Consider the following 13,773-nt stretch of genomic DNA (forward strand, 5'->3'; position numbering starts at 1 on the left):
ATGGATAGGACCGTCAGGCGAACTGGGATTTCGCTTGGCGGTTTTTGTGCTTAGGAAGGGTGTTTATCGGGAGTGCCGCGGGGGAGTGTCTTCGTGTTCCGCCGCTCCTTCTCCTGGAATTCCCTTCGCTCAGCTGGATGGATCGTACGGCGGAGGAGCTTTATCGATGAGGATGTAATTGACGGTGATAGCAAGATACTATACCAATGAAGATCAAGTGGGTAATTGGTCTAAAATAAGGGAAGCAGCAGTATCTAGATTGATAGACCTCGGCTATGAAGACGAAAGCGTCGGAAGATTGTGAAACAAAGGACGAAATTGGATTAGGTTCAGTCAATGAATGTGAATATGTAAATCTCAATCTATTAGAAAGACTGAGTTGATATTATAATGAATACGATGCTTAGGAGATAGGGTTGTGCCAATTATCACCATGGAAATGGAGAACGTATGGCATTTTCAAATAATGTATCAGTGAAAGCACTAGTATCCTGCGGCAGGCACTGCTGTCTCTGTCACAAATTCTGTGGTATAAAAATTGAATTGCACCATATAAAGCAGAAGGCGGACGGTGGAGAAGACACATTCGAAAACTGCATTCCTTTGTGCTTTGATTGTCATGCAGAGGTTCAGGCATACAATTCGAAACATCCAAAGGGTAGAAAATTTACAGTGAACGAGTTAATAAAACATAGAGACCGATGGTATGATACTGTTCTAACAAATGGGAACCGATTAAACACTGGAGATTTAGAATCCAAAGTAAGCGGTCTTGAAACAAGTGTGAATTTGATTTTGGAGAAACTTGAGCAAACATCGAATAACCACATATCCAAGAATGAAACGTATAAAAACGATGAGTTTATTGAAGAAGTATTTAACCCAAAATCTATACCTACGGGATTTTCCGATCTTGATAACCTAATAGGAGGGTTAAACCAATCCGAATTAGTCGTTATTGCTTCAGCACCAAGTATGGGAAAATCTGATTTTGCCCTTACTATTGCTAAAAATGTAAGTGTTTTTCTTAAGGAGACCGTTGCATTTTTCTCCTTGGAATCTACCTCAAGCAACATTATTAGAAATCTTATTGCGGCTACGGGAAAAGTCGATAAATCCAGGATTCGATCTGGTTGTCTAGAGGCGGAAGATTGGGATAGACTCGTCATGGCCGTTGAAGGTATCCACCAGTCTTCCTTGTTCATTAATGATGAAAGTGATATTAATGTCGAAGAAATATTGGAGAAATGTGCTAGAGTGCATCCCAAAGTAATAATCATTGATAACTTGAACTTATTAAATTGCGATGACTCACAAAGTGACTTCGAGGTAAATACTAGAAACATAAAAAAATTAAAGAGTTTAGCGAAGAAGCTTAAGTGTTCAGTAGTTGTGTTAGCATCATTAGCCCCTATACATAGATTAGATAAACGACCGCTAATAAGTGATTTAAAAGATTTGGGGAGTATCGAATCTGTTGCAGATATAATCATTTTGCTTCACCAAGAAGTAGTAGAGTATGACTCAGAAAGTTACAAAAAAAATATCACTGAGGTAATTGTAGCTAAACATCGAAATGGAAGAATGGGACTCATCGAGCTTGCTTATTTTAAACAATATGGTCTAATGGTAACAATTGGTAGATAAATACATTATAATATACTGGATTTGTAGACGGGTGCGTTTATTTGATCCTCAGACTACCGGATCAGTGAAGTCTTGCGCTATAGCTGAGTAGGCGTGGGGCATACCGGAGTGAGCGACTTTTTGTCGTCGCGTTTCTACCTTTTTCCCTATTCAATCAAAGAACACGACGACAACGGAGCGAACGGAGCGTATGACCCGCGCCCTCCCTGCACGCATAATTGCATATGCACGAACGCGTAGGACCGTTAGGCGAGAGCGATGCCTGACGGTTTTTTCGCATGCACGGAATTTATATACGATTACATCAGAAATGCGAAGAATGAACATTCGAATCCCGCCAACAGAAGTCTACAATATAGGAATCTTACAGATGCTTGGAGGCAGCGGAAACGGTGGAACGAGTGGAGATGTACGATGTAGTCGTCTATGGCGGTAATGCGGCGGGCATCGTCGCCGGCATACAGGTCGCCCGCATGGGGATGAAGGCGATCGTGCTGGAGCCGAGCAGCCGGATCGGCGGGCTGACGACGGGCGGCCTCGGCGCGACCGACGCGGGGGATCCCGCAGGAATCGGCGGAATGGCGAGGGAGTTTTACGAGCGGCTCGCCGCGGACTGCGGCAGGGAAGGCCCGATGTGGCGGTTCGAGCCGAGCGCGGCGCTGCGGGTGCTTACGCGCTGGGCGGAGGAAGCCGGGCTGGACGTGCGGCGGAACGCCAGGTTGGACAGGAACGGCGGAGTCGCGACGGAGCAGGGGCGGGTGACGTCGATGACGCTGGAATCGGGCGAGGTCGTCCGCGGCCGCGTCTTTATCGACGCGACGTACGAAGGAGACCTGATGGCCGGCGCCGGCGTCTCGTACACGGTCGGCCGCGAGAGCAACGATCGGTACGGCGAGTCGAATAACGGGATTCGGAAGCCGGTCCGGCTGCATCCCGCAGTCGACCCGTACCGCGTTCCGGGCGACAAGTCGAGCGGGCTGCTGGCGCGGGTGAATCCCGATCCGGGCGGGGCGGTCGGCGAGGGCGATCGGAAGGTGCAGGCGTACAATTACCGGATGTGCCTCACCGACGATCCGGACAACCGCGTACCCGTCGAGAAGCCGGACGGCTATCGAGAGGAAGATTACGAGATCTTGTTCCGACTGCTCGAGGCGGGGTATGACGCGCCGATCTTCAAGCTGACGATGATGCCCGGCCGGAAGACGGACTCCAACAATACAGGCGTCTTCTCGACGGATTATATCGGCATGAATTACGACTATGCGGAGGCGGACGACGAGACGCGCCGGCGGATCGAGCGGGAGCACGAGACGTTCCAGAAGGGGCTTGTCTGGACGGTGCAGCACCACCCTCGCGTACCTGAGCGGATTCGGGAGTCGTACCGTCCGTGGGGGCTGCCGAAGGACGAGTTTACGGAGTCCGGCCATTGGCCGTCGCAATTGTACGTCCGCGAGGCGAGACGGATGCTCGGGGAAGTCGTGGTGACGGAGCATACGGCGCGCCGGGAAGCGCTCGCCGACGACCCGGTCGGGCTCGGCTCGTACGCGATGGATTCGCATTACATTCAATATTGCCTGGACGAGGAAGGCTTCTTATGCACGGAGGGCGGGATGATGGGGAGGGTGGCGGCGCCGTACCCGATCAGCTATCGAGCGATCGTTCCGAAGCGGTCGGAGTGCGAAAACCTGCTGGTGCCCGTCTGTCTGTCCGCGACGCATGCGGCGTACGGTTCGATTCGGATGGAGCCGGCGTTCATGGTGCTGGGGCAGTCGGCGGCGACGGCGGCGGTATTGACGGCGCGGCGCGGCGGCGCGGTGCAGGAGCTGCCGTACGCGGAGCTGCGCGCCGCATTGGAACGCGGCGGCCAAGTGCTGGATTTAGGCGACGATTACGTCACGCCGCCGGGCACGACCGGAAATCCGTTATAGGGAGGAGCCTATCGATGAATCAAAGCAAGAGCTTCGACGTCGTCGTCGTCGGCGGCGGCATCGCCGGCGCGATGGCCGCGATCGGCGCGGCCCGATGCGGCGCGCGCACCGTACTGATCGAGCAATACGGCTTTCTGGGCGGCATGCTGACGGCGGCCGGCGTCGGCCCGATGATGACGTTCCATTCGGGACCGACGCAGGTCGTGCAAGGTCTCCCCGGCGAGTTGATCGACCGGATGAAGGCGAGGGGCAAGTCGCCGGGTCATATCGAGGATACGACGGGGTATACGTATACCGTGACGCCGTTCGACGCCGAAGGGATGAAGTACGAGCTGGACCTGATGTTCACGGAGAGCGGCGGCGAGCTGCTGTATCATACGATGCTGGCGGAAGCGAGCGTCGAGGACGGGCGCATCCGGTCGGTGAAGGTGTGCAATAAAGCGGGCTTGACGGAAATCCGCGGCAAGGTGTTCGTCGACGCGTCCGGCGACGCCGACTTGTCGGCATGGGCCGGCGTCGAGTTCCATAAGGGCCGGGAGACGGACGGCGCGATGCAGCCGATGACGATGAATATGAAGGTACGGAACGTCGATATCGCCCGCGTGAAGGAATACATCCGGACGCATCCGGAGGAGTTCCCGCGGCTCGCGACCGAGGAGGATCGGCAGCGGGTGCTGCGGGCGGAGCGGCTGTCGATCGGCGGCTTCGTCAGCGCGATGAAGCAAGCGATGGACAGCGGCGAGCTGTCGGGCGTGCGCGACGATCTGCTCTTCTTCGAGACGAACAATCCGGGCGAGGTGATCGTCAATACGTCGAGAATCCTGGGTCACGACAGCACCGATCCGTGGAGCCTCAGCCAAGCGGAGGTCGTCGGCCGCAGGCATGTGAAGGAGCTGGAGACGTTCCTGAAGGCGAAGATCGTCGGCTTCGAAGAAGCGGTCGTCGTCTCCTCCGGCCCGTCCGTCGGCGTGCGCAGCTCGCGGCAAATTAAGGGCCTCTATACGCTCACCCTGGACGATCTGGTGGAGTGCCGGACGTTCGAGGACGTGATCGCGCACGGCGGCTATCCGATCGACATCCATCCGCCGAAGGGAGAGCGGGAGGAGCATTTTCGAAAGCGGAATTCGGAAATCAAGCACCTGAAATCCGGCGAGACGTACAGCATTCCGTATCGGTGCCTCATTAACGACAAGGTACAGAACCTTGTCACGGTGGGCCGCTGCATCTCCACGACGTTCGAGGCGCAGGGGGGCATCCGCGTGACGCCGATCGCCGGCGCGATCGGACACGGCGGCGGCGTCGCGGCCGCGCTGGCGGCGTTGGAGAATAAGCGAACCGACGACATTTCGATTCCGGAGCTGCAAGCCGCGCTCAAGCGGCAAGGCGCTTACTTGGAAATCTGACCAACCCGAGGGAGAGTATTCTGCTATGAAACCGCAATTCCGTTATTCGCCGGAGCCCGCGCTCGCGCCGGTCGAAGGCTGCGATTGGGCCAGCAAGATGGTGTTGAACCCGGCGATCGTGAAGGACCCGGATTCGGACGCGCTGCATATGTTATTCCGCGCGACCGGACCGTGGCCCGAGAAGCGGCGGGAGGGCAAGCTGCCGCCGTATCCGATCTTCCTCGGGTATGCGGTCAGCGAGGACGGCGGCGTCAGTTGGGAGGCCGACTTCTCGCGTCCGGCGCTGGCGCCGAGGCTAGGCTTCGAGGACGAGGACATCTGGATTCGCGACGTCGCGGGCCGACGGGTCCGAGATTACGCGAACGGCTGCATCGAAGATCCGCGGATTTTCCCGATCGAAGGGGAGCTCTACGTGTCCGTCGCCTGCCGCATGTTTCCGCCGGGCCCGTATTGGATGGCGGATCAAGAGCCTCCCGTCGTTACGCGTTACGATTACGTGCCGGATTGGGTCGAGTCGGGCGCGGGCCCCTTCTACGACGTATGCCGCAGCAACGACACGGTGACCGTGCTGTACAAGCTCGATCTGGCCAAGCTGAAGGAGCGCCGCTACGACGAAGCGTTCGCCTACGTGTGCCCGCTCACCGACGGCTCGGTCAGCGACAATCGCGACGTATTTCTTTTCCCGGAGAAAATGACGATCGACGGGAAGCCGCAATACGTGGCGCTTCATCGTCCGATGAATCCTCGGCCGTTCCCAGGCGGGGAGGACATCGGACCTTCGATGTATATGGCCGCGGCGGAGACGCTGGAGGGGCTCGCCGGTCCGCAGGCCGCGCATCGGCTGCTCGCGATGAGCTTGTTCGATTGGGAAGCGGATCGGGTCGGAGCCAGCTGGGCGCCGCTGCGCATCTCGGACGACGAATGGCTGGTATCCTATCATGGGAAGAAGGATATTCGCTTCGGCTATACGCAGTCGTTCCTGATCGTCCGCGAGCGGGAGAACGACTTCCCGGTCGTGACGCATCGCTGTTCGGACCGGCTCATGTACGCGCAGCAGGACTGGGAGCTGCCGACCGATTACCCGACGCCTTGCCTGTTCACGACCGGCGGCATCGTCGTCGGCGAGGAGCTGATCATGTCCTACGGGGCGGCGGACCAGAAGGTCGGCATCTCCTGGGTGAACTTCGCGGAGCTCGTTCGGTACGTCCGGACGTTCGACGCCTGCGGAAATCGGAGGGAAGCCGAGTGACGGAGCGATGGGCGGGGAAAAGCTGGGCGACGCTCGGCGACAGCATTACGGCGGCGAACGGGTATCAGCCGTTGGTCGCCGCGGCGCTCGGATTCGGAAAGGTCGACAATTACGGGAAGAGCGGCTGTCCGCTGACGGCCGGCAGCGACCGGGACCACGGCGCCACCGTGCATGTCGGCCTCGGCATGGAGCCGGCGTACGACTGCGTGACGATCTTCGCGGGCACGAACGACTACCGGTTGAATATGCCGCCCGGCGCAGACGGCGAACGGGACATCCGCACCTTCCGCGGCGCATACGTTACGCTCGTCGAATCGATTCTCTCCCGGAATCCGGCCTGCCGTCTGAGCTTATGGACGCCGCTGCAGCGGGACAAGGACGGGTACGATCATGAGCGGGCCAACGAGATCGGGCATCGGCTGCTCGACTACGCGGACGCGATCAGGGAGATCGGCGCGGCGTACGCGCTGCCGGTATTGGACTTGTATACGGAGAGCGGCTTCAACAAGCTGACGCTGGACGCGTTGACCTCGGACCGCCTCCACCCGAACGAAGCGGGGCATCGGCGAATCGCGCAGATGGCGAGCGCATTCCTGAGCCGGTTGTAACGGGAAGGAAGCCTTCGATCGAAGGCTTCCTAAACCACTGTTGAAAGCGTATACAAAATGGAGGGATGACATGATGAAGCGAGGATTGCTTTCCGCATTGATCGTTGTTTTGCTCGCGACATTCGGCAACGGCGCCGTCGCGCCGCGCGCATCGGCGAATGCGCCGGACGACTTCGACCGCCTGCGGATCAAGTGGAAGGAGCTGCAGACGGGCGGAACGAGCTACGACGAGACGGAGCCGCATATCGCCGATCGGATCGCCGGCATTACCGCCGAAGCGCAAGCGTACTGGGATACGATGGAGAAGGGGACGGACCGCGCTTACCTCTGGAGCGGCGCGAGGAACGTGAAGTCGGCGAGCGCCGAGAAGACGAGCACTTATGGCTGGCTGAAGGGAATGGCGTTAGCCTACGTCACGAAGGGATCGGCGCTCGAAGGAAACGCGGCGCTCAAGGACGATATTATCGATGCATTGGACTGGTTATACGATAACGCATACAACGAAAATTTTGCGCAAACCGGGAATTGGTGGGATTGGCAAATCGGCGTCCCTCAACAGCTTCTCAATATCATGGTGTACATGTACGACGACCTCGACGCCGGGCGAATCGCCGACTATGCGAATGCCGTGAAGAAATTTACGAACGCGGGCAAGATCAATCAGTATACCGGCGCGAACCGCGTCTGGATCTCCGCGATCGTCGGCCTTACGGGCGCCGTCACGAAGAACGGCCCGCAGCTTGCGGCGGCTCGAGACGGGTTAAGCGAAGTATTTTTGTATGTCACGAACGGGGACGGTTTTTACGAGGACGGTTCCTTCATCCAGCACGGAACGTTGGCGTATAACGGCGGGTACGGCCGCGCGCTGCTGCTCGACGTCTCCAGGATGGTGTATTGGTTGGAGGAATCGCCATGGGAAGTTACGGATCCGAATCAGGACCATATCGTCCGGTGGGTTTACGATTCCTTCGAGCCGCTGATGTATAAGGGCCTCATGATGGATATGACGCGGGGCCGGGAAATTTCGCGGTACTATTCGACGGATCATGTTTCCGGACACGGGATCATTAGCGCCGTCATGTACGTGTCGAAGTTCGCCCCTACGGCGGATGCGGCCGCCTTCCGCAGCATGGCGAAGGGGTGGATCGTACAGGATACGTACCGCGATTATTTCGAGCATGCGTCCATCCCTTCCATCGTGTGGGCGATGGACATCGTGGACGACCCCGACGTCGAGCCGAGGACGCCGCCAAGCTTGTACAAGCAATACGCGGGCATGGACCGCGCGGTGCAGATTCGTCCGAACTATACGTTCGGTCTGAGCATGTCCTCGGATCGGATCGCCACGCACGAAACAATTAACGGAGAAAACCGGCGCGGGTGGTATACGGGCGAGGGGATGACGTATTTGTACAATTCGGATATCTCTCAGTATACCGACGACTTCTGGCCGACGGTCGATCCGTATCGGCTGCCGGGAACGACGGTGGATACGCAGCGCCGAGCGGACGGCAGCGGCAACGGGTACCGAGACAGCCAACGGGAAGCCGGAGGCGCGGATATGCTAGGGTTGTATGGAACATCGGCGATGAAGGTGAAGGCGCAATCGAGCAGCATGACGGCGAAGAAGGCGTGGTTCGCCTTCGACGACGAGATCGTGGCGCTCGGCGCGGGGATTACGAGCGCCGACGGACGAACGATCGAGACGACGATCGATAATCGGAAGCTGGCGGGCGCCGGGAACGAACCGCTGACCGTGAACGGTGCGGCGCAGCCGACCGCGATCGGCTGGCAGGCGGCGATGACCGACGTGCGGACGATGCACCTTACAGGCTCGATTCCGGGCTCGGATATCGGCTATTATTTTCCCGGCGGCGCGGCGCTGAACGGTCTTCGCGAGCTGCGGACGGGCTCGTGGAGCGAGATCGACGGCAGGAATACGGCGCCGACGGACCCGATCGCGCGTCCGTATATGACGTTATGGTTCGATCACGGAATCGATCCGGCGAACGAAACGTACGAATATGTGTTATTGCCGGGCAAGACGGCGGCGCAAGTAGAGGCGTATGCGTCGGCTCCCGAAATTACGATTCTGGAAAATTCGCCCGAGGCGCAGGCGGTCAGAGAGAACGGCCTGAATATCACGGGCATTCAATTTTGGAACGATGCACCGAAGACGGTGGGAGGCGTCACGAGCGACAAGCGGGCCGCCGTCATGACGCATGAGACGGACGACGAGCTCGCGGTATCCGTGTCCGATCCTTCCCAGAAAAATACGGGAACGATCCAAATCGAAATCGAACGTTCGGCGACAGCCGTCAACGGCTTGGAGCCGGGAGTGACGGTGACGCAGCTGAGCCCGACGATCCGAATGACGGTCCATACCGCTGCATCCGAAGGGAAGACGTTCCGCGCAAGCTTCCGGTTGGCGCCCGTCACGTCCCCGCCGGGAACGCCGGACGGATTGGAAGCCGCGGCGGCCGACGCCGGAGAGGTCATGTTATCGTGGAACGGCGTGGCCCAAGCGTCGGGATATCTAATCAAGTACGGGATCAGCAGCGGGAATTATACCGAAACCGTGGATGCAGGGCCGGTAACGAGTTATAAAATGCAAGGCTTAACGGACGGGCAGCTTTATTATTTCACGGTGTCCGCTTACAACAGCCTGGGAGAAAGCGCGAATGCGGGCGAACGAACGGCGGTTCCGATGTACTCCAAGGTAATGGATAACGCGGATGCTTCCGGCGTGACGGTCATCGGCGACTGGGTAAGCAGTACGAAAGACAGCAAATACGGCCCCGATTATTTGCACGACGACAACGCGGGCCGCGGAACGAAGAGCGTCACGTTCACCCCGGAGCTTCCGGCCGGAACGTACAAAGTGTCGGTCTGGTGGGTCGCGAACGCGAATCGATCCAGTACGGTGCCGATCTCGGTTCGCCATGCCGGAGGGACGAATACCGTTGCCGTGGATCAGAGAGTCGACGGCGGCCAATGGAAGGACCTAGGCGTGCACGAATTTACGGGCGGAAGCGCGGAAGGGGTCGAAATCTCGAACGCCGGCGCGAACGGGTACGTCGTCGCCGACGCCGTGAAGTTCGAACGCACGATCGTCACGGTTCCGGAAATCGTGAGCGCCGAGCCGGGCCTGGAGTCCGTCGCCTTGCGTTGGATGCCTGTCGACGGCGCGACGGGGTATACGGTCCAATACGGTACGGCCAGCGGCATGTATTCGAATACGGCGGATGCGGGAATCGCAACGAGCTTTACGATCAAGGGGCTGACGATCGGAACTCCGTATTATGTGACGGTGAGGGCACGGCTGACGTCCGGGGAAAGCCCGAACGCCGCCGAAGTCGTCGCGACGCCGACAACGGTCAAAATCATGGACGATGCCGACGAAGGGGTCGCGAAGATCGGCGAATGGTTCGCCGGCGTACCGACCGCCGAAACGTACGGCGCGGGTTTTATTCACGATAAAGCGTTAGGCCGCGGGACGAAGCGCGTCGAGTTCGTTCCCGACTTGCCTGCAGGAACCTATAAGGTATCGATGTGGTGGACAACGCACGCCAACCGATCCGCCGCGGTGCCGGTGACGATCGATCATGCCGGAATCCAGGAGCCCGCGATTCGGGTGAACGAGAGGATCAACGGAGGCAAGTGGAACGAGTTAGGGGATTTCGAATTTCTAGGCGGTCCGACGGAGAAGGTGACGATCTCCAACGCGGTGACGGACGGGTATGTCGTCGTCGATGCGTTGAAATTCGAGCGCATCCTGCCGCCCGACGAGACGCCGCCGAGCACCGAAGCGGTCGTAGAAGGGACGGAAGGAACGAACGGCTGGTACGTGTCCGACGCGACGGTTACGCTGCAGGCGGCGGACGATCGGTCGGGGGCGGAGCGCACGTACTATTCCGTCGACGGCGGTCCCGAGGAGCAAGGAAATCAAGTGACGATCGCTTCGGAAGGGACGCATACGATCTCCTATTATAGCGTGGATCGCGCGGGCAATGTCGAAGAGAAGCGGGAATTGACCGTCAAGTTGGATAAGACGAAGCCGTCGTTCGGCGTCACGGTTACGACTGCGACCTACGGGAGTCAACCGCTCGTCGGCGGTCTTTCGTTCCCGGACGGCGATCCGATCGCTCTCGACGTACAGGCGGACGACGCAGCGTCCGGCGTGGAGCGGCGAACGATCGAGACTTGTTACGGGGATGGCGAATGTACGGCGTATGAGGGGCCGCTGGATTGGGCCGGACGATTGGGGGAGCATGCGATTCGCGTGACGATCGCCGACCGCGCCGGTCATACGAGCCAAGCGGAGTTCATCGTGTACGTCGCGACCGACGTCGAATCGATGCGGCGGCTGCTGGACCGGCTCGGCGTCGCGGGACCGCTGCTTGCGCAGCTGAACAACCGCTTGGATCAAGCCGCCCGCCAGCTGGAGCAAGGACACGCGGACCAAGCCGCCAAGCATATGCATGATTTCATCCAACATCTGAACAACGAGGCGCTTTCGGGGCATGTCGATCCGGGCGCGAAGTCGGTATTGTCCTCGGATGCGATCGCCCTCATCGAGCAGTGGAAAAAATAGCAGTTTGCCTGGACGGGCGCTCCGGGTTATTCAGAAGGTCTTCCAGATGTTTGTGCGACATGATATGAAGTGGAGGCCGGTTATATGAAAAAGGTGCTTTTATTGGGCGATTCCATTCGTATGGGATATGACGAATACGTCAGGGATATTTTGAAAGATAAATGCAAGGTTTATTATGACGATACAGACAACGGCCGTTTTGCGGCGTATACGCTCTGGCAGGCCAACCAGCTTTTCAGAAAGTATGGCAAATTCGATGTGGTACACTGGAATAACGGATATTGGGATATGAACATTGAGCCGCCCATGGCGGAAGCGGTGCATCCGATCGATGAATATATCCATTTTCTAAAGAGAATTATTGGAGAGATTCGACGGAACGACGCGGCGATTATATTCGCGACAACTACCCCAGTGCTGCATAGCGGCTCCTCTCCGGATAACACAGGGACAGGTGTAAATATTAAATATAGCAATGACTGGGTTGTCCAATATAATGAAGCGGCCAAAAGATTAGCAGCCGAAGAGAATATAACAGTGAATGATTTATATGCGCTGATGCTGCAAGACAAAAACTATTACAAGTGCGAAGACAGCCTCCACCTCACCGAAGAAGGATATAAGCTTTGCGCCGAGCAAGCGGCAAAACTGATCCTGGAAAAGCTGTAGAAAGGCCGTCAGCAGCCGCAGCATACGTCGCGAGCGAGGCGTGCACGAGTTATCCCGTATGCTTTCAGCCCTTGATACTCGAGGGCTTTTTTCGCTGCCGATAACCGACCAAAGAACGATTCGTGATATGATGATTCAAGCGGAAAATGAACTGGCATAGATGTTTATTTATGGGGGAGTGAAATATGAACAGGAATGAAACGGAGTTGTTTACGCCGGCGGTACCGGAAAGCCTAGGAATTTCGTCTTCGGCTATTTTGCGTTTTATCGAGAGAATCGAAAGAGAAGGCATCAACATGCATGGCTTTTTGGTATTGCGCAAAGGCCGAATCGCCGCGGAAGGGTATTGGGCTCCGTTTTCCCGCGATCGCATGCATCGGATGTACTCGATCAGCAAATCGTTCGTCTCCTTGGCGATCGGGTTGCTGGTCGATGAAGGGAAGCTGAGGCTGGAGGATCGGGTTGCGGCGTTCTTCGAAGATAAGGTTCCTGATCATCTCCATCCTTATGTAGCGCAAACGACGGTACGAGACCTTCTGATGATGGCAGGGCCGCATTCCGCTGTTTCTTATTCGCGGCAGGATCGCGATTTTGCCGATACCTTCTTCCGGAAGGAGCCTTCCCACCCGCCGGGTTCCGTGTTCTTCTATGACACGGCCGGTACCGTGGTGCTGACGACGATCGTCGAACGAATCAGCGGAGTTCCATTCCTTACGTATATGCGCGACAAGCTGCTGGATCCCGTCGGTTTTTCCAAGGAGGCTTGGTGCATTCGAACGCCGGAAGGCACGTCATGGGGCGGCTCCGGGGTGATGTGCACGTTGAGGGATACGGCGAAATTGGCGTATGTATGCATGAATGACGGGCGTTGGAACGGAAAGCAGCTGATTTCGGAGGCGTATATCCGCGAGGCGACTTCGAAGCAAATCGATAACTCGCTGTCCGGAGATATCGGTTACGGCTACCAAATCTGGTGCGAGGAGGATCGCGGGTTCTCCTTCCGCGGGATGGGCTCTCAATTCGCCATCGTATATCCGGATCGGGAGCTGGTGTTTGCTTGTACCTCGGACACCCAGATGATGGGGCACATCGCACCGATTCTTATTCGAAATGCGTTGCGGGAAGAGCTCTTGGCGAACCTCCACGACGGGCCGCTGCCTGCCGACGATGCCGCAAGGAAGGCGCTTGAACGCAAGATCGACAGCTTACATATCATTCCGCAGCAGGGTGGCCTAACCTCTTCCTATGCCGAGAAAATTAACGGGAAATGGTACCGGTTACACGAAAATCCCATGAACATCTCGCGGCTGCGGTTCACGTTCGAAGGCGACGAAGGACGCTGGGAATACGAAAATGAATCGGGCTTGCACCGGCTCGACTTCGGGATCGGGAAACAGAAAGAGGGGACCTTCCCGGAGACGAAGTACTTCGGCGAACGCATCGGAACGGCGAAGGGCGAAGGTTATACATGCCTCGTATCCGGAGCTTGGGTAGAGGAGCATAAACTGAACCTGCTCGTATACATTACCGATGACTACCTGGGCACGGCGAAAATGACCTTTTCCTTCATAGACGATAAAATATCGGTTCATATGCTGAAGGCGGCCGAGTGGTTCCTGGACGAATACTCGGGCTTCGCCGGCGGCGTGCTGGCTTAAACGAACGGACGAAGACC

The 13,773-nt window shown here is 57.5% G+C and carries 8 protein-coding genes; all 8 read left to right on the plus strand.

Translation table 11 applies throughout. From position 1 onward, the window contains the following. Positions 1–450: 450 nt before the first annotated feature. A complete protein-coding gene (locus tag FE782_RS12915; protein ID WP_138194514.1) occupies positions 451–1,647 on the plus strand; it encodes a DnaB-like helicase C-terminal domain-containing protein in 1,197 nt (398 codons plus the stop codon). A 392-nt stretch (positions 1,648–2,039) separates the two neighbouring features. After that, positions 2,040–3,575 carry an FAD-dependent oxidoreductase gene (locus FE782_RS12920; RefSeq protein ID WP_138194515.1) on the plus strand — a complete coding sequence of 512 codons (1,536 nt, stop codon included), beginning with the start codon at positions 2,040–2,042 and terminating at the stop codon, positions 3,573–3,575. A 14-nt stretch (positions 3,576–3,589) separates the two neighbouring features. Further along, positions 3,590–4,978, plus strand: a complete 1,389-nt coding sequence (locus tag FE782_RS12925; protein ID WP_138194516.1) for an FAD-dependent oxidoreductase — start codon at positions 3,590–3,592, stop codon at positions 4,976–4,978. Between the two features lie 25 nt (positions 4,979–5,003). Continuing rightward, complete coding sequence (locus tag FE782_RS12930; protein WP_138194517.1) at positions 5,004–6,227, plus strand: glycoside hydrolase family 130 protein; 1,224 nt, start codon at positions 5,004–5,006, stop codon at positions 6,225–6,227. Next, a complete protein-coding gene (locus tag FE782_RS12935; protein ID WP_158299379.1) occupies positions 6,224–6,835 on the plus strand; it encodes an SGNH/GDSL hydrolase family protein in 612 nt (203 codons plus the stop codon). Before FE782_RS12930 ends, FE782_RS12935 begins: the two co-directional genes overlap by 4 nt. Positions 6,836–6,905: 70 nt before the next feature. Next, a complete protein-coding gene (locus FE782_RS12940; protein ID WP_138194519.1) occupies positions 6,906–11,429 on the plus strand; it encodes a polysaccharide lyase family 8 super-sandwich domain-containing protein in 4,524 nt (1,507 codons plus the stop codon). Positions 11,430–11,513: 84 nt separating this feature from the next. After that, positions 11,514–12,098, plus strand: a complete 585-nt coding sequence (locus tag FE782_RS12945; protein ID WP_138194520.1) for an SGNH/GDSL hydrolase family protein — start codon at positions 11,514–11,516, stop codon at positions 12,096–12,098. Between the two features lie 296 nt (positions 12,099–12,394). Further along, a complete protein-coding gene (locus FE782_RS12950) occupies positions 12,395–13,756 on the plus strand; it encodes a serine hydrolase domain-containing protein (RefSeq protein WP_158299380.1) in 1,362 nt (453 codons plus the stop codon). The last annotated feature ends 17 nt before the right edge of the window (positions 13,757–13,773 follow it).

It is taken from the genome of Paenibacillus antri, from assembly GCF_005765165.1.
GTDB lineage: Bacteria > Bacillota > Bacilli > Paenibacillales > YIM-B00363 > Paenibacillus_AE > Paenibacillus_AE antri.

What these genes read in the sequence shown, in the direction of transcription:
- FE782_RS12915 (WP_138194514.1), top strand. Translation starts at nt 451, where the DNA reads ATGGCATTTTCAAATAATGTATCAGTGAAAGCACTAGTATCCTGCGGC.
- FE782_RS12925 (WP_138194516.1), top strand. Translation starts at nt 3,590, where the DNA reads ATGAATCAAAGCAAGAGCTTCGACGTCGTCGTCGTCGGCGGCGGCATC.
- FE782_RS12930 (WP_138194517.1), top strand. Translation starts at nt 5,004, where the DNA reads ATGAAACCGCAATTCCGTTATTCGCCGGAGCCCGCGCTCGCGCCGGTC.
- FE782_RS12940 (WP_138194519.1), top strand. Translation starts at nt 6,906, where the DNA reads ATGATGAAGCGAGGATTGCTTTCCGCATTGATCGTTGTTTTGCTCGCG.
- FE782_RS12945 (WP_138194520.1), top strand. Translation starts at nt 11,514, where the DNA reads ATGAAAAAGGTGCTTTTATTGGGCGATTCCATTCGTATGGGATATGAC.
- FE782_RS12950 (WP_158299380.1), top strand. Translation starts at nt 12,395, where the DNA reads ATGCATGGCTTTTTGGTATTGCGCAAAGGCCGAATCGCCGCGGAAGGG.